This is a genomic window from Bradyrhizobium sp. C9, from assembly GCF_002532045.1.
Taxonomy (GTDB): Bacteria; Pseudomonadota; Alphaproteobacteria; order Rhizobiales; family Xanthobacteraceae; genus Bradyrhizobium.
In genome coordinates this window covers 26,655-43,394 of sequence record NZ_NWTG01000035.1, presented here as the reverse complement: position 1 = coordinate 43,394, position 16,740 = coordinate 26,655, and the positions used below count along the sequence as shown (strand labels likewise).

The 16,740-nt window shown below is 65.5% G+C and carries 18 protein-coding genes, 1 tRNA gene and 1 riboswitch; of the genes, 11 read left to right on the top strand and 8 right to left on the bottom strand.

Annotated elements, in window-relative coordinates:
- Nucleotides 1-34: 34 nt before the first annotated feature.
- From CO675_RS36725 to CO675_RS36705, 5 genes are all read left to right on the top strand, one after another.
- Complete coding sequence (locus CO675_RS36725) at nt 35-556, top strand: DUF4142 domain-containing protein (RefSeq protein ID WP_097676761.1); 522 nt, start codon at nt 35-37, stop codon at nt 554-556.
- 11 nt (nt 557-567) lie between these two features.
- Entirely contained in the window at nt 568-888 is a 321-nt protein-coding gene (locus tag CO675_RS36720; protein ID WP_198964877.1) for a cupredoxin domain-containing protein, read from the top strand.
- 94 nt (nt 889-982) lie between these two features.
- Nucleotides 983-1,345: a nuclear transport factor 2 family protein gene (locus tag CO675_RS36715; protein WP_097676777.1), complete on the top strand. Its 363-nt coding sequence runs from the start codon at nt 983-985 to the stop codon at nt 1,343-1,345.
- Between the two features lie 131 nt (nt 1,346-1,476).
- Entirely contained in the window at nt 1,477-2,274 is a 798-nt protein-coding gene (locus CO675_RS36710; RefSeq protein ID WP_097676760.1) for a helix-turn-helix transcriptional regulator, read from the top strand.
- 103 nt (nt 2,275-2,377) lie between these two features.
- The gene (locus CO675_RS36705) at nt 2,378-3,547 is read left to right on the top strand and encodes a cytochrome P450 (RefSeq protein WP_097676759.1); all 1,170 of its coding nucleotides are present in this window, start codon (nt 2,378-2,380) and stop codon (nt 3,545-3,547) included.
- Nucleotides 3,548-3,909: 362 nt separating this feature from the next.
- On the opposite strand, the gene CO675_RS36700 is transcribed toward CO675_RS36705, so the two are convergent.
- Together CO675_RS36700 and CO675_RS36695 are read right to left on the bottom strand one after the other, a co-directional pair.
- Complete coding sequence (locus CO675_RS36700; protein WP_097676758.1) at nt 3,910-4,839, bottom strand: dihydrodipicolinate synthase family protein; 930 nt, start codon at nt 4,837-4,839, stop codon at nt 3,910-3,912.
- Nucleotides 4,840-4,877: 38 nt separating this feature from the next.
- On the bottom strand, nt 4,878-6,044 hold the full coding sequence (locus tag CO675_RS36695) for an NADH:flavin oxidoreductase/NADH oxidase (RefSeq protein WP_097676757.1): 1,167 nt from the start codon (nt 6,042-6,044) through the stop codon (nt 4,878-4,880).
- 246 nt (nt 6,045-6,290) lie between these two features.
- On the opposite strand from CO675_RS36695, the gene CO675_RS36690 reads away from it, so the two are divergent.
- Both CO675_RS36690 and CO675_RS41220 read left to right on the top strand, forming a co-directional pair.
- Complete coding sequence (locus tag CO675_RS36690) at nt 6,291-7,310, top strand: LLM class flavin-dependent oxidoreductase (RefSeq protein WP_097676756.1); 1,020 nt, start codon at nt 6,291-6,293, stop codon at nt 7,308-7,310.
- A gap of 145 nt (nt 7,311-7,455) precedes the next feature.
- Nucleotides 7,456-7,782, top strand: coding sequence for a hypothetical protein (locus CO675_RS41220; protein WP_198964879.1), 327 nt, complete (start codon nt 7,456-7,458; stop codon nt 7,780-7,782).
- Here the strand turns inward: CO675_RS41220 and CO675_RS42055 are convergent.
- The 3 genes from CO675_RS42055 to CO675_RS36675 all read right to left on the bottom strand — a co-directional run bounded on the left by CO675_RS42055 (nt 7,718) and on the right by CO675_RS36675 (nt 9,758).
- Nucleotides 7,718-7,912 (bottom strand): DUF3551 domain-containing protein, encoded by a 195-nt coding sequence (locus CO675_RS42055; RefSeq protein WP_502693443.1) that lies wholly within the window; start codon nt 7,910-7,912, stop codon nt 7,718-7,720. The genes CO675_RS41220 and CO675_RS42055 overlap by 65 nt on opposite strands.
- 144 nt (nt 7,913-8,056) lie before the next feature.
- Nucleotides 8,057-8,130 (bottom strand) — tRNA-Gly (locus tag CO675_RS36680).
- Nucleotides 8,131-8,237: 107 nt separating this feature from the next.
- A complete protein-coding gene (locus tag CO675_RS36675; protein WP_245453071.1) occupies nt 8,238-9,758 on the bottom strand; it encodes a glycosyltransferase family protein in 1,521 nt (506 codons plus the stop codon).
- Between the two features lie 200 nt (nt 9,759-9,958).
- Between CO675_RS36675 and CO675_RS36670 the strand changes: the two genes are divergently transcribed.
- Genes CO675_RS36670 through CO675_RS36655 form a run of 4 tightly spaced genes read left to right on the top strand, consistent with a single transcriptional unit; the run spans nt 9,959 to nt 12,267 of the window.
- On the top strand, nt 9,959-10,537 hold the full coding sequence (locus CO675_RS36670) for a methylated-DNA--[protein]-cysteine S-methyltransferase (RefSeq protein WP_097676753.1): 579 nt from the start codon (nt 9,959-9,961) through the stop codon (nt 10,535-10,537).
- Nucleotides 10,538-10,546: 9 nt separating this feature from the next.
- The gene (locus CO675_RS36665; RefSeq protein WP_097676752.1) at nt 10,547-11,398 is read left to right on the top strand and encodes an AraC family transcriptional regulator; all 852 of its coding nucleotides are present in this window, start codon (nt 10,547-10,549) and stop codon (nt 11,396-11,398) included.
- Between the two features lie 56 nt (nt 11,399-11,454).
- Nucleotides 11,455-11,814: a VOC family protein gene (locus tag CO675_RS36660; RefSeq protein ID WP_097676751.1), complete on the top strand. Its 360-nt coding sequence runs from the start codon at nt 11,455-11,457 to the stop codon at nt 11,812-11,814.
- 36 nt (nt 11,815-11,850) lie between these two features.
- A complete protein-coding gene (locus tag CO675_RS36655; RefSeq protein WP_097676750.1) occupies nt 11,851-12,267 on the top strand; it encodes an SRPBCC family protein in 417 nt (138 codons plus the stop codon).
- A 147-nt stretch (nt 12,268-12,414) separates the two neighbouring features.
- On the opposite strand, the gene CO675_RS36650 is transcribed toward CO675_RS36655, so the two are convergent.
- The 3 genes from CO675_RS36650 to CO675_RS36640 form a co-directional block, all read right to left on the bottom strand.
- A complete protein-coding gene (locus CO675_RS36650; protein ID WP_097676749.1) occupies nt 12,415-13,857 on the bottom strand; it encodes an MATE family efflux transporter in 1,443 nt (480 codons plus the stop codon).
- A 336-nt stretch (nt 13,858-14,193) separates the two neighbouring features.
- On the bottom strand, nt 14,194-15,243 hold the full coding sequence (locus CO675_RS36645) for a hypothetical protein (RefSeq protein WP_097676748.1): 1,050 nt from the start codon (nt 15,241-15,243) through the stop codon (nt 14,194-14,196).
- Nucleotides 15,244-15,411: 168 nt separating this feature from the next.
- Complete coding sequence (locus tag CO675_RS36640) at nt 15,412-16,518, bottom strand: 2'-deoxycytidine 5'-triphosphate deaminase (RefSeq protein WP_097676747.1); 1,107 nt, start codon at nt 16,516-16,518, stop codon at nt 15,412-15,414.
- Nucleotides 16,519-16,640: 122 nt separating this feature from the next.
- A riboswitch (SAM riboswitch) is annotated at nt 16,641-16,720 on the top strand.
- Nucleotides 16,721-16,740: the final 20 nt, after the last annotated feature.

The window sequence follows — 16,740 nt, the reverse complement described above, 5'->3', positions numbered from 1 at the left end:
TGCGCTACGCCCGGCTCAACAGGAGTGTCAAACCATGTTCGTTCGATTGAGCATCGCGGTCGCCGCGCTCGGCGTTCTCACCAGCGCTGCGCTGGCCCAGGGCGCAAAGCTGACCGATCCGCAGATCGCGCACATCGCCTACACGGCAGGTGTGATCGACATCAACGCCGCCAAGCAGGCGGAGAGCAAAGCATCCAACAAGGACGTCAAGGCGTTCGCCAAGGACATGGCGCGCGACCATGAGGCGGTGAACAAGCAGGCGCTCGACCTCGTCAAGAAGCTGAAGGTGACGCCGGAGGACAACGACACCAGCAAGGCGTTGTCGAAACAGGCGGCCGACAAGCTCGCCGAACTCGGCAAGCTGAAGGGCGCAGCCTACGACAAGGCCTATATCGACAACGAGGTCGCCTACCACAAGACCGTCAACACCGCGCTGGAGACGCAGTTGATCCCGTCGGCCAGCAATCCCGAGCTGAAGAGCCTGCTGCAGACCGGCCTGAAGATCTTCCAGGGCCACGAGCAGCATGCCGAACATGTTGCGGCGGGCATGAAGTAGGGAGACGCGCGATGTCGCCCGGACGCTATCTCGTAACGCTCGCGTTGTTCGCGCTCGGCGCGATGGCTGTCCCGGCGCATGCAGCTACCATCCAGATCGTGATGGAGAATATGGTGATCTCGCCGGCCGAGGCATCGGCCAAGGTCGGCGACACCATCGAATGGGTCAACAAGGACATATTGGCGCACACCGCCACGGCGAAGAATGGCGACTTCGACGTGACGATTGCGCCGAAGAAGGCGGCCAGGTCGGTTCTGACCAAGGCCGGGACCGTCGACTATTACTGCCGCTTCCACCCCAACATGAAGGCAGTGCTGACCATCACTCCATAGCTCGCGCGATGACCTGCGAGGTAATCGATCGGTGCACGCGAACCTTCGATAGTCCGGACAGCCGCACAGTCCGGCCCATCAGATGGAGAGCAGCATGACCGACCACACCACCGTCGCCCGCCGCTATATCGAGCTCTGGAACGAGCGGATGCCGAGCCGGCGGCGCGAGATGCTGAGCGAGAACTGGACCGCCGACGCGCGTTATGTCGACCCGATGATGAGCGGCGACGGCCATGACGGCGTCGACGCGCTGATCGCGGGCGTGCAGCAGAAGTTTCCGGATTTCACCTTCAAGCTGATCGGCGAGCCGAACGGGTTCGGCGACCATGTCCGCTTCTCCTGGGGCCTCGGGCCCGACGGCGTCGACAGCCCGATCAAGGGCACCGACTTCGCCACGTTGAAGGAGGGCCGGATCCGGAGCATCACCGGCTTCCTCGACCAGGTGCCGGGCGCCTGAGGCGATCTCCGTCATTTCCGGGGCAGCCCGAAGGGCTGAGCCCGGAATGACGAGGAGACGGGGCCAGAATGCCAACCGCTTCCACCCCCGCGATGTCGCTGCTAGTCTTCCCGAAACACAGGGAGGACGCCATGAAGGCAGATTTCGCCTTCAAGACTTCTGTTATCAGCGACATCACGCCGGCGCTGCTGGCGATCGGCCGCGACGGCTTTCCGCAAGCCTTGATCGGCGCGCTACGCCGCGTCGCCGGTGTCGGTCACTGCATGGTGTTCTCGTTCACGGGCCCGCGGTCCGCCGCGTGCCTGCTCGACGTCGGCAACATCCCGACCGGCCGCGACCTCGGGATCGCCTACTCCGAACATTTCCATCAGGCTGACCCGAACCGCGATGCGGTGTTCGAGGGGCAGGCGCAGGCCGTGCCGATCGTGTTGCCGACCTTTGCCCGCCGGATGTACAGCGACGGCTACCGCAAGATCTTCTTCGACGATTCCGACATCGTCGACAAGTTCGCCGCTGCGATCTGGACCGGCGATACCTGTTTCTACGTCAATTTCTATCAGATCACCGCGCAAGGCCGCTTCAGCCGCGAGCAGATCGCGCGCCTCGCCGCGGTGGCGCCCGCATTGACCGCAGCGGTGGCGCGGCACTTCCAGCGTGACGCGGAAGCGGATGCCGATCCGATCGCGCGGCTGAAGACGCTGTTTGCAACCGCCGAACCGCTGGCCCGGCTGACCGGCCGCGAGAAAGAGGTCTGCCTCGGCATCCTTTCGGGCCTCAGCTCGGAAGCGATCGCCGCCGAGCTCGGCATCGGCCTGCACTCCGCCCTCACCTATCGCAAGCGCGCCTATGACAAGCTCGGCATCTCCTCGCAGAACGAGCTGTTCGCGATCGCGCTACGCCTGATGGCATCGGCACGCCAGCTGAACTGAAGGGGTCTGAGCACCTCCCGCTGTCCCCAACGGTAGGGACAGACCGGCCACGGCTGCCGGCCTATGCTCGGTACGAACCTCAAGGCCAACGTGAGATCACGTCGTGAGCACCGCTCCCCATTTCGACATCGACGTCCCCGCCTTCTGGCAGGATCCCTATCCGACGCTGGCGCGCATGCGCAAGGAAGCGCCGATCGCCTTCGTGCCGCAGCTCGGCAGCACGCTGCTGTGCAACCGCGACGACATCTTCGTCTCCGAGAAGCAGATCGACGTGTTCTCGTCGCACCAGCCCGAGGGGCTGATGAACAAGCTCATGGGCCACAACATGATGCGCAAGGACGGCGACGCGCACATGAACGAGCGCAAGGCGATCTTCCCGGCGGTATCGCCGAAGACGGTGAGATCGCACTGGACCGCACAGTTCGCAGCACATGCAACGCGCATCCTCGACGAGTTGAAGCCGGACGGCACGGTGGATTTCGTGCAGGCCTTCGCGCTGCCATTCTCGGCCGAATGCCTGAAATCGATCACCGGCCTCACCAACATGCGCTTCCAGGACATGAACGCCTGGTCGCAGGGCATGATCGACGGCATCGCCAATTACACCGGCGATCCCGCGATCGAGGCGCGCTGCCATGCGGCGACCTCGGGCATCGACGCCGCGATCGACGAGATGGTCCCCAGGCTGCGCAAGACGCCCGACCTCAGCCTGCTCGGCGTGCTGCTGCAGACCGACATGCCGATGGAGAGCATGCGCGCCAACATCAAGCTCGCGATCTCAGGGGGCCAGAACGAGCCGCGCGACGCTATCGCCGGCACGGTGTGGGCGCTGCTGACCCACCCCGATCAGCTGGCGCTGGCCGTGAGCGGCGCGATCCCGTGGCTGCAGGTGTTCGAGGAATATGCGCGCTGGATCTCGCCGATCGGGATGTCGCCGCGGCGGATCGCAAAGCCCTGGACGATCAGGGACGTTGCATTCGAGACCAACGAGCGCGTGTTCCTGATGTTCGGCTCGGCCAACCGCGACGAAAAGCACTTCGAGAGGCCTGATGCATTCGACGTGCGCCGCGACGCCAGCAAGAGCATCGCGTTCGGCGCCGGTCCGCATTTCTGCGCCGGCGCCTGGGCCTCGCGCGCCATGGTCGCGGACGTCGCGCTGCCCGCAATTTTCGAGAGGCTGACGAATCTGCGCCTGATCGAGGACAAACCGCCCCGGATCGGCGGCTGGGCGTTCCGCGGCCTGCTGGATCTGCCGGTGACGTGGGATGCGTAGCGTCTACTTCGCATCGAGCGACGGGCTCCGGTTCACCTCGCCCCGCTCGCTGGAAGAGGTCGGATTGCATCAAAGCCGCAATCCGGGTGTCTGGGGCTTCAGATCCCCAGATGCCGTTAAGCTCAGAATTGTCAAATACCAGCTCCATCAAGTCTCAACATAACTCGACTACCACCGATTACGAAAGCCAATTATGCAACCAGAAGGTTTTCTGGCGAGCGCTGATGGGCATCGCTGGATATCCTCAATCCGCCGAGACATGCCCGGCGCTCCTCGCTCTCATAGAGAACGCCCTCGCAGAAGCAACCTGCCCCGCAAGCGGGAGAGGTGCAGCGAGTACGCCGCTTGAGCCGATTCAGCGCTCAGCGCCCCCAGCGCAGCACGACCGGATCGAGCGAGCGCGCGATCTCGATCAGGCCGGCGCGCGTCGCCGGATGCAACGGCTGCAACGGGTGCCGCACTGCGTCCGACTTGATGACGCCACCCTCGCGCATCAACACCTTGCAGGCAGCCAGCCCGCATTGGCGGTTCTCGTAGTTGATCAGCGGCAGCCAGCGCGCATAGGCCTGCACGGCCTCGTCGCGGCGGCCGGCGAAGAACGGATCCATGATCTGGCGGATGCCGTCGGGATAGCCGCCGCCGGTCATCGCACCGGTGGCGCCGGCATCGAGATCGGCCATCAGCGTGATCGCCTCCTCGCCGTCCCACGGCCCTTCGATCACGCTGCCGCCCTTCTCGATCAGGCCGCGCAGCTTGCCCGCGGCCATCGGCACCTCGATCTTGAAGTACCTGACGTTGGCGAGCTCCTTTGCCATCCTTGCCAGGAAGTCCACCGAGAGCGGCGTGCCCGCGACCGGCGCATCCTGGATCATGATCGGGATCTTGATGGCATCCGACACCACCCGATAGAACTCGTAGATGCCCGGCTCGCCGACGCGGAAGGTCGCGCCGTGATAGGGCGGCATGATCATCACCATCGCGGCGCCCGCGGCCTCCGCCTCGCGGCTGCGCGCGGCGCACACCGCCGAGGAGAAATGCGTCGTGGTGACGATCACGGGAATGCGGCCCGCGACGTGCTTGAGCACCGCATGCATCACGGTCTCGCGCTCGGCGTCGGTCAGCACGAACTGTTCGGAGAAGTTGGCGAGGATGCAGATGCCGTGCGAGCCGGCATCGATCATGAAATCGATGCAGCGCCGCTGCCCGTCGAGGTCGAGATTCCCGTTGGCGTCGAAGATGGTCGGCGCCACCGGGAAGACGCCGCGATAGGGACGCTGTGCCGAATTCGTCATGTCAAATCCTCCCTCGTGAACTATCGCAGCTTGGTCCGTCACACCTTGCGGAACGGCAGCGGCGGACCTTCGAGCCTGCGCAGGCCCGGCTCGCGCCGCTCCAGCCACCAACCATACTGCTTCGGCCAAGACGCGAACACCTCGCCGCCGCCGCCGCCAAGCGCAAGCTCGGCATGCAGCGGCCAGTTCGGATCGAACAGCGCCTCGCGGCCGATCGCAATCAAATCGGCCTGGCCGTTGGCGAGCACATCCTCCGCCTGCTGCGGATGCAGGATCAGGCCGACCGCGATGGTGGCGACCTCGGCGGCGCGGCGGATCTCCTCCGCATACGGCACCTGGAAGCCGTAGCCGCGTGGAATCCGCGCCGCGGTTGCCGAGCCGAGCAAGCCGCCCGACGAGCAATCGATCAGATCGGCGCCGCGCGCCTTGGCTTCGCGGGCGAATGCGACCTGATCTTCGAGCGTCAGGCCACCTTCTACACCATCGACCGAGGAGATGCGCACCGCCAGTGGCCGCTCCGCGGGCCAGGCGGCGCGCACTGTCTCGATGATCTCGAGCGGATAGCGCATCCGCCCGGCGCGGTCGCCGCCATAGGCGTCGCTGCGGCGGTTCGACAAGGGCGAGAGGAATTCGTGCAGCAGATAGCCGTGTGCGCAATGCACCTCGACGAATTCGAAGCCGGCCTCCACCGCGCGCAGGGTGGCGCGGCGCCATTGCTCGCGCAGTGCGGCGAGCTCGGCCGCATCGAGCGCGTGCGGCATCAGCCAGCCTTCCTCCATCGGGATCGCGCTCGGCGCAACAGTCCGCCACGGCAGATCGCCGCGGGCGCAGTCGGCCGCGTCGAGCGCGGCATTGCCGTACCAAGGGCGTTGCATGCTGGCCTTGCGGCCGGCATGCGCGAGCTGGATCGAGGGCACCGCGCCGTTGTCCTTCAGGAAGGCGGCGATGCGTTCGAGCGGCGCAATCTGCTCGTCGTTCCAGATGCCGACATCGCCATGGGTGATGCGCCCCTCGGCGGCGACCGCCGCGGCCTCGACCATCACGAGCCCGGCGCCGCCCTGGGCGAACTTGCCAAGATGAACAAGGTGCCAATCATTGGCGAGGCCGTCGGTCGCCGAATACTGGCACATCGGCGAAATCAGGATACGGTTTCGGGAGGTCACGCCGCGAAGCGTGATCGGCTGAAACAGAAACGGCTGCGACATCGGGTCCTGCGGGAACGTGGTGGCGGGAGAAATGGTGGCCGAAAGCTAGGCGGCGCGCGAGCTGATCGCAAGCCGCACTGTGGCGCAGGCGGCAGGACCAGCGCGCATGCAGCGCGTCCACAGCGGCGCGATCGGCAAACCCGCAACACGTGCTGCAGATATTTTTCCCGGTTGGTAAACATTTTCCGTCATCGCCGGGTCACGCCACCATTCGCAATTCGCGCCTGACATGCCTACATTGCCGATATGAAAAAAATCGGATTCCTCTCGTTCGGGCACTGGACGCCCTCCCCGCAATCCCAGGCCCGCTCGGCCGCGGACGTGCTGCTGCAATCGATCGACCTTGCGGTCGCCGCCGAAGAGCTCGGCGCGGACGGCGCGTATTTTCGGGTCCATCACTTCGCCCGCCAGCTGGCCTCGCCCTTCCCGCTGCTGGCGGCGGTCGGCGCCAAGACCAGCCGGATCGAAATCGGCACCGCCGTGATCGACATGCGCTACGAAAATCCGCTCTACATGATCGAGGACGCCGGCGCGGCCGACCTGATCGCGCGGGGACGTTTGCAACTCGGCATCAGCCGCGGCTCGCCCGAACAGGTGATCGATGGCTGGCGCTATTTCGGCTATCAGCCGGGCGAAGGCGAGACCGACGCCGACATGGGCCGCCGTCATGCCGAGATCTTCCTCGATATGCTGCGCGGACAGGGTTTTGCGCAGCCGAATCCGCGGCCGATGTTTCCCAACCCGCCCGGCCTGCTGCGGCTCGAACCGCTCTCCGAAGGCCTGCGTGAGCGCATCTGGTGGGGCGCCGGTTCGAACGCCACCGCGGTCTGGGCGGCGAAGCTCGGCATGAACCTGCAGAGCTCGACGCTGAAGAGCGACGAGACCGGAGAGGCCTTCCATATCCAGCAGGCCGCGCAAATCCGCGCCTACCGCGCCGCCTGGAAGGAGGCCGGCCACACCCGCGAGCCGCGGGTCTCGGTCAGCCGCAGCATCTTCGCGCTGGTCGACGACCGCGACCGCGCCTATTTCGGCAATGGGCAGGAGGAAGACCAGATCGGCTTCATCGACGAGCGGACGCGCGCGATCTTCGGCCGCGGCTACGCCGCCGAGCCGGAGAAACTGATCGAGCAGCTCAAGACGGACGAGGCGATCGCGGAGGCCGACACCCTGCTGCTGACCGTGCCCAATCAACTCGGCGTCGCCTACAACGCGCATGTGATCGAGAGCATCTTGACTCAAGTCGCACCCGCCATGGGATGGCGCTGATCACCACCGAAGGATGACGAAAGCTCGGCCACTTTGGCCGCTCTCGGGTTCCGGCGGAACTCCGTTCTCAAACGCGGAGAACTACGGAAACATAACTGCGCCTTGTGAGAAGAACAGGTCGGGTACAGTGCGTTAGGCGCGCACGTTGCGTGAACAGACCGCCGTAGGATCCCGGGATCATTCCGGGAGCAGGTCAGGAATCCCGATCGCGATTGCGGCGCGTGAGATCGAGGCGATCGACGCGCTCATCGATCCGCCGGTTCAATTCCTCATCCTCGATCGAATTACCGCCGCGACGGGCGCGAACGGCAAATACGCATCCGATCACAACAATCGCAAGCAGCGCGTAGTACCACCATTCCATACATTGATCTCAAATGAACGCTCGCGGATACAAGCGGAAAAGGTCATCGTTCAGGCTTGCCGGGACGCACCGGCCTTGGCGCATTACTTGGCGCATAAAAGGGGTTAACCAGGCAGGTTGCCGGATTCCCCGCAGCGCTGGCCTGGCACTCCTGCATCGACATGAAGATACAATCCATTCGATCGCCGACCAGTTCCCCGTAAACACGCATGCAGACTGGATAGCGAGGATCATACATTTGTGCCGACGCCGGCTTCGTCGCGCAAAGCGCGCCCAGCGCGAGCAGCAGCGCTCCAAGCAACCTCACGTCTAGTCTCCCGCTATTGCCGAGAAATACATCGTCTCGCCGACAAGATCGTCCCTTGCAATATAGCTTTGGGACTGGAGCGGGCGAAGGGAATCGAACCCTCGTATGCAGCTTGGGAAGCTGCCGTTCTACCATTGAACTACGCCCGCGATCTCAATTGCTTGAGGTCGCCCCGTGGGTGCGACCGCCGGACCATAGCCCGGCCCGAGGCAGAGGATCAAGCGCGCATTGACACCGATCGCCGCATCGCCGCCCGCTACCAGCCCATCCTCACGAGCACGTCATTGATGACAAAGGGCGCAGCGGTGGATGCGTCGCAGCTTCCGCCGCGTGCATAGATGCAGGCGTCGCTGAAGCCGACGCGGGCACAGCTTTGCCGTGAAAAATCCGCCGGCAGATCGCCTGCGGCCTCGGGCCGCGCAAGGATGCGGTTGAAGGCCGGCTGGGTCGCCCGCAGCAGCAGCGGCGGCAGGATCAGCTCGGCGAGCGGATCGGCGGGCTGCAGCGCATAGAGCGGCACCGGGCCGACCAATCGCTCCCGCCCCGGCAATTGCTGGAAGCGAACGTCGTAAAGCGCAAGGCCGCACATCTGCGGATCGCGGCGCAGCTCAGCCGCAAGCCGCGCTGCGCCGACGCCGCGGGTCCAGTACTCGCGCATCTCGTCGCTGGTGCCGGCCAGCGCCACCGACAGCAGCGCCCAGCCGCCGAGGACGATCGGCAATGCCCAGCGGCGCCATTTGTGTCTTGCACGCAGCCATTGCACCCAATCGGCCGATCCCAGCGCCGCGACGATGGTGAACAGCACCACCGACAGGAAGATGAAGCGGTATTCCTTGTGCGCGATCAGGCTGTGGAAGACGAGGTTGACCAGCGCCGCCGTCGCGAGCAGCGGTGCGTGCCGCCAGCCACGCCAGATCGCAGCGAGCGGAAGCAGGATCGCCACCGACCACACGGTCATGAAGTCGATCAGATAGGCCGACGGCGGCGACACGCCGAATTCGATGGCGCGATCGTGGACAAGGTTTTCCCTGATATTGGCGATCAGCCACGCGAACGGCACGCTGCCATGCGCAAGGTCGATCGCGGCCGCGATCAACAGCGCAACCAGCCCGCCGGCGACCAGCGGAACCAAGTTTCGCCAGCGCGTCCAGCAGGCCCCGAGGGCCAGCACGGCGATGGCCGGCGCAAACTGGAAGCGGCAGACAAAGGCGAAGGCGAGCAAGGCGCCGCCGATCGACAGACGCCGCGGTGACGGACCATCGGTGATGAGCAGCGCTGCCGGAACGATGAGCGCTGTCGCCAGCGGCTCGCCCAATGTATGCGGCGCGAGCATGATCAATTCAAACCAGATCGCGGCCGCGAAGGCCGTGACGACGGCATGGGTGCGCGAGATCCGTGCGCCGAGGAACCAGGCGCTTGCCACGATCGACAGCGACGCGCATGCGGCGATCAGACGCGGCACCAGGAACGCACCTGCGCCGGCAGGGGCAATCGCATCGCCGAGGGCAACCGGCCCGGCCATCAAGGTCGGCAGCAACCAGCCGCGAATGCCGTCGCGCCATTCCCACGTCAAGATGCCGTCATGGCCGAGCATCCGCCACGCCGGCTCGAGATACTGATAGGTCTCGTCGGGATAGATCACGTTGGGCCAGACCGCGGCCGCAACGCGCAAGACCAGCGCCAGCAGCAGCAACGCGAAGAGCGGGTGAACACGCCCGCTGGCGCGGCCGACCATGCCTGCGCTGCCGGCCGCGGCTTCGGCGCTCGTGCTGGTCATCGTTCCGCTGATCGTCTTTTGGAGCAGCATGCCGGCGACCAGATAGCTGGCAAAGCCTTTAAGATGCGTGACCGGAGGATGCGTGACCGGACGTTGTCGAGGTCACACAGCGCCGGCCGCAACATGCTTAACCAATCGTCAAGATTCCGGATGCGCCGGACCGCGACGATGTTATGATCGTTGTGGGGGTTGGTCGCGTCATGGCGGGGCGTGGGTATACCATTTTCGACACGGCAATCGGCCGATGCGGCATCGCATGGGGCGAAGCCGGCATTGCCGGGGTCCAGCTTCCCGAGCTCCGCGAAATCGAAACCCGCAAACGGTTGTTCCAGAACTACCCCGACGCGCGCGAGCTGCGGCCCCCCGAGGAGATCGAGGTCGCGATCGAGGGCATTGCGGCGATCCTGCGCGGCGGCAACGCCGATCTCACAAGCGTTGCGCTCGACATCAGCAGCATCCCGGCCTTCAACCAGCGCGTCTACGAGGCGGTGCGCCGCATTCCCCGCGGCGAGACCCGGACCTATGACGAGGTGGCGAGCGCCCTGCGTGCGTCCGGCGCAGTCTATTCGGTGGCGCAGGCGCTCGGCCGCAATCCCTTCATGATCATCGTGCCCTGCCACCGCGTGCTCGAGGCGGGCCACTATGCCGACCGGATCTCGCAAAACGGCGGCAGCGTCTCCAAGCGGCGGCTGCTCTCGATCGAAGGGGCCCAGCCGACCACCAGCAAGACCTTGTTCGACGTGCTGCTGCCCGTTGCACGGCCCCGACCGCAAGCCTAAATCTGGAGTATGACCCGGACCACGCTGTTGCAGCGCGATCGCATCACGGTGAACGAGTTTCGCTGCACGGCGGAGCCCGGCGACAAGCCGTTCGTCGAACAGTTCGCCTGCCATTCCGTGTCCTATGTGCGCAGCGGCAGCTTCGGCTGCCATTGCCGCGGCCGCTTCCATGAGCTGGTGGCCGGCTCGATCCTGGTCGGCCATCCCGGCGATGAATACACCTGCACGCACGACCATGTGGTCGGCGACGAATGCCTGTCGTTCTTCCTCGACCCGGAGCTGGTCGAGACCATCGGCGACCGCACCTCGGTCTGGCAGGTCGGCTCGGTGCCGCCGCTGCCCGAATTGATGGTGATCGGCGAGCTCGCCCAAACGGCGGCAGCTGGCAACAGCGACGTCGGCCTCGATGAGGTCGGCCACCTGCTCGCCAGCCGCCTTGTCGAGCTGGTGTCCGATCGCAAGGCAAAGCCCCTCACCGCCGGCCTGCGCGACCGCCGCCGCGCAGTTGAAGCGGCGCTGTGGATCGACGCCAATTCACACCACCAGATCGATCTCGACGATGCCGCGGAGCAGGCCGGCCTGAGCACCTTCCATTTCCTGCGGCTGTTTTCCGCGGTGCTCGGCGTGACTCCGCATCAATATCTGGTGCGCTCGCGGCTGCGTCATGCGGCAAGACGGCTGGTGGACGACGACAGCCCGGTCACCGACATCGCCTATGAGGTCGGCTTTGGCGATCTCTCCAATTTCGTGCGCAGCTTCCACCGCGCCGCCGGCGCCTCGCCGCTGAAATTCCGCCAGGAATTCCGCGGAGACTCCCGCGGCGACCGCAAGATTTTCCAAGAACGCCTTGCGCTGCAATAGTTAGGTTCTTCCGGTCCGCGCGTCCGTCGACGCGCCCAACGACTGGAGACCCCATCATGTACGATCACATCGGATTGCGCGTCGCCGACCTCGACGCCAGCGTGCGCTTCTACACCGCGGTGCTGGCGCCGCTCGGCTTCGTGCTGTGCTCGCGCGACGACAGCGGCGCGGGCTTCGGCCCGAAGGGCGAGCCCGCGCTCTGGCTGCATCTGCACAAGGGCAAGGCGCAGGGTGGCGCCCACATCGCGTTCCGCGCCCCGAGCCACGACGCGATCAAGACGTTCCACACCGAGGGCCTGAAGGCCGGCGGCAGGGACAACGGCGCGGCAGGCCATCGCAAGGATTACAGCCCGACCTACTACGCGGCGTTCCTGCTCGACCCCGACGGCAACAATGTCGAGGCGGTGTCGAGCTAAATCTCAATCGTCATTCTGATCAAAGGACCACATTCCATGGCTTCGATTCACAAGGACATCCCGATCGACGCGCCGGCCGATCATGTCTGGGACGCACTGCGCGATTTCGGCGCGCTGCATACGCGGCTGGTGCCGGGCTTCGTCACCGACACGCAACGCAACGGCGACGTCCGCACCGTCAGCTTCGCCAACGGCACCGTGGCGCGCGAGACGCTGGTCGATTGCGACGACACGCGACGTCGGCTGGTCTATGCGATCACCAGCGAGCGGGTGAAGCAGCATTCCGCCTCGGTGCAGGTGTTTGCCGAGGGTGACGCGCGCTGCCGGGTGGTGTGGATCGCCGATGTGCTGCCGCACGAGATCGCGCCCTACATGGACGCGCAGATGGACCTCGGTGCGGCGGCGATGCAGGCCGCACAGGCCCGGTCGGCCAGGGACAAGAACGCGGCGTGATCAACCCTATCACCGTCACCCTGAGGCGCGCGCACTTGCGCGCGTCTCGAAGGGTCGACGGCCCGACTGTGGCCGCCCATCCTTCGAGGCTCGCAAGAGCTCGCACCTCAGCAGGGCGGGGAGAAACAGGATGACCGGTCCAATAGCTTAAGACAACGCCGGCTGCGCCTCGGCGACCGGTGCAGACTTGCCCCAGCGTGTCAGGATCACGCTGAGGCAGGACAGCACGCCGAGCACGCCCATCGATGCGGCGGCGAGTGTGAAGAAATCCTGCGCACTCGCCTCATGCGTGGACAGCCACCAGCCGCCGGTGCCGATGAAGATCAGCCGCGCGGTCTGCGCCAGCACCGGACCCAGCACCTTCGCAGCGCCCTGCGAGGAGAAATACATCGACATCGCGAGGCCGATGAAGGCGTACATCGGCGCGGCGGTCGACAGGTACTGATGGCTGGTCGCCCGCACATGCGGATCGTTGGTGAACAGGTTGACCCAGAGGTCGGGGAAGACGGCGATGAAGCTGCCGACCACGCCGACCGCGAGGAACGACATCGTGCCCGCAGTCCAGGCGATGCGCCGGGCACGCGCGACGCGCTCGGCGCCGACGGCCATGCCGATCATCGGCACCGAGGCGATGCCGACCGCGAACGCGACCGAGGTCAGCATGAATTCGAGCCGCGCGCCGATGCCGTAACCGGCGAGCACCGCGGTGCCGAACTGCGCCAGCATGTGGGTGAAGATCGAGATCGTCAAAACCGATTGCAGCGGCGAGAAGCAGGAGACCGCGCCGACCCTGAGGATGTCGATGAACATCGCCCATTGCACGCGCAACCCCTTGAGCTTCGGCTTCACGCGGGCGCGGCCCGAGAACAGATACCAGCTCATCACGCTGATGCTGATCGAATAGGCGATCAGCGAACCCGCCGCGACGCCGCGCATGCCGAATTGCGGCACAGGCCCGAGGCCGAGCCCGAGCGTGCCGCCGAGAATGATCTGGCACACCGCCGAGGACAGGATCATGGTCGACGGCAGCTTCATGTTGCCGGTGCCGCGCAGGATGCCGGCCATCGTGTTCATCAGCCAGGGCAGGATCGCGCCGCCGAAAAAGATTTGCGAATAGGCGATCGCGTTCGCCAGCACGTTGCCGCGGCCGCCGAGCAATTCAAGCAGGCGCGGGCCGAAGATCAGCATCCCCAGCATGAAGGTGGCGCCGAACGTCAATCCGATCAGCAGCGCATGCATGGCAAGGGTCGAGGCGCGCTCGATCTCGCCGGCACCGAGCGCGCGCGCAATTGCGGACGCGACACCGCCGCCCATCGCGCCGCCGGACATCGTCATGGTCAGGATCACGCAGGGAAACACCAACGCCATCGCCGCGAGCGATTCGACGCCGAGCCGGCCGATATAGGAGGTCTCCGCGATCACCACGCAGGTGCCGGCGGAAAGCGCGATCACGTTCGGCCACGCCAGCCACAACAGCGTGCGCAAGATCGGCCCGTCGAGCAGCGCGTTGCGCGCGGGTCTCGTGACCGGCGGCGGCAGCGGCCGTTCTTGTTCGTCGACAGGTATTTCGGCGAGGCCGAGATCGGACATTTCTACTCCCACGCGCGATCTTCGGGAGCCGCGCCATGGTGTTTCCCTACCATGGCGAACGCGGATTCCACGTGCGCGGGACGCAAGGGGGGCCTGCGCGATTGCAGGTGAATCCGGATGAACCTCTGACCTAGCCGATCGACCACACGAACGGCTAGATACAGGTCATCCTCCCCTGGAGGGGGAGGATCGGTTCGCATGAAATGCGAACCGAGGTGGGGTGAAGGTTTCTCATATCGGGCGCTGCCTGAGTGGAGAGATCACCCCACCCCGCCTCACATCTCGCTTCGCTCGCTGTGAGCCGACCCTCCCCCTCCAGGGGAGGGTGATCTGTGTCTAGCCGATCGACCAGACGAACGGCGCGCCGGCGGCGCCATTCGGCTTCAGATGCACCGGAATATGCCGTCCGCAGCCGGCCGCCAGCCCTTCGAACAAGCCTGTCAGGGCGCTGGCGCAGGCCGGGTGATAATCGGACACGTCGGCCATCAGCTTCCAGCCCTGCTGGCGGATCTCGAACTGGCCCTCGGACGCGCTGATCTCAGCGACATCATCCTGCGACTCGAACAGCGCGAGCAGGAATGCGGCAAATTCCGCCGCACGGCCGCGGCGGCCGCCGAGCGCCGCTGCGACCTCGTCGAAATACTGCATGCCAATCAGCTTGCCGGTGAGGTGCAGCAGATAGCTCGCATCCTCCGGGCCGAACACCTGCACGATGACGGGCGCGGCCGTCTTCACATATTCCATCGCGTAGTTGCGATAGGCCTTTTCCAGCCGCGGCTTCGGCCAGCTGTCGACCGGCAATGCCGGCGCGGTCTTCGGGTCGAACAGCGGCGCCTCGAGATGGCGCGCGAACACCAGGCGCTGGTCGAGCTCAAGCGGATGATCGTATTCGCAGTAATAGCCCTCAAGCCCGTCCTGGCCGTCGACGCTCTGCTTGGTGCAGACGAAGCCGAGCCTGAGATCGCCGAGCGCGACGCCGTTGTTGGCGTGCCAGCCGCGCAGCATCGCGCGCGAGACCTCGCCGGGCACGCCGCAGATCGCGGTGCCTTTCCAGATCCAGCGCGGCGGCGGATAGCGGATCCAGGCCTTGCGGTCGGTCTCGTACATGTATTCGACATGCACGCCGCCGATCCAGTTGGAGAGATAGTGATATTGCGCGGCCGCGACCGCAGGCGGCAAGCCGTCGAGGCCGAGCTTCTTCAAGCCGGGCAGGAAGCGCTCCTGCTGCTGGCGGCGAAACACGCGGAAGACGAACTCGGCGGCATCGGCGGTGCCGCGCCGCGTCACCACGGTGAGGATCAATCCGGTGAAGAAGGCGTGATAGAGATCGGCGACGCTGCGCCACTTCCGCCACTGCGCTTCGCGCGCGTCCTGCTCCTGAGTCATACGTGCTCCCGATCTCTTGTTTTGCAGGAGTTTGTCATCGCGATAGATGCGACGCAACCAGACACATGTTCGCTGTCATCGCCCGACTCGGGACCGGCGGTGGCTATTGAGAAGCCGCGGCGTACTGGATTCCCCGCTTTCGCGGGGAATGACAGCGGAGAAATTCCGCTACACGCGAAAATGCTTGGAGAGCTTCAGGCCCTGCGCCTGATAGTTCGAGCCGATGCGCTGGCCATAGAGCGCATCGGGACGCTCGAGCATGCGCTCATAGACGAGGCGGCCGACGATCTGGCCATGCTCGAGAATGAACGGCACCTCGCGCGAGCGCACTTCCAGCACGGCGCGCGCGCCCTTGCCGCCCGCGCCCGCATAGCCGAAGCCGGGATCGAAGAAGCCGGCATAGTGGACGCGGAATTCGCCGACCAGCGGATCGAACGGCACCATCTCCGCGGCGTAATCCGGCGGCACCTGCACAGCCTCTTTCGACGCCAGGATGTAGAACTCGCCGGGATCGAGGATCAGGCTGCCGTCGGGCCGCGCCTTGATCGGCTCCCAGAATTCCTCGACCGAATAGCCGCCGCGGCGATCGACATCGACCACGCCGGTGTGGCGCTTGGCGCGATAGCCGACGAAGCCGCCGGAGTTCTCGCCGGACAGATCGACCGAGAGCGCGACGCCGTGGGTGAGATCGGCATCGTCGGCATCGACCAACCGCTCAGCGGCGTGCAGTGCGTCGAGTTCGTCGGCGGTCAAGGTCGCCTCGCCGATCCGGAAACGGACCTGGCTGAGCCGCGAGCCCTCGCGCAGCAGCACGGGAAACGTCTTCGGTGAGATCTCGGCATAGAGCGGACCGTGATAGCCGGCGCCGATCATGTCGAAGCGGCGGGTGCCGTCGGCGATCACGCGGGTGAAGACATCGAGCCGTCCGGTCGAGCTCTTCGGGTTGGCCGCGGCGACGATCTCCGGCGGCAGCGCGAGGCTCTCCAGCAGCGGCACGATGTAGACGCAATTGGTCTCCAGCACCGCGCCGTCGGAGAGATCGATCTCGTGCAGCTTGAGCTGGTCGATCCGCTCCGCGACGGTGGCATCGGGCCCCGGCAGGAAGCTGGCGCGAACGCGGTAGGCGATATCGCCGAGGCGGAGGTCGAGGCTCGCCGGCTGGATCTGGCTCTCGACGAAGTCGTAGGCGGGCAGAATGAGGCCGGCCTCCGCCATCTCCGCGATCATGCGGTCGGGCAGGATTCCGTTGGATTCATCTTCCAGCGTGAACGACACGATGTGGTCCCTCAGGATGGCCCAAAATCATACTCCGAGCGGCCACCAAGCCCCAAATTATGGGCTTTTACGGGTTATCCGATGACCGTCTTGACGGAAAGGGCGCGAGGGAATATCAGCTGCACTTATCCCGTGGTGATTTGAGCCGGCCGGCTTGCAGCCACGTTAAATAAGTCGCTAAACAGGCCGGGGACAGTGTGATCCCGGCTTGTGGAGGTTTCT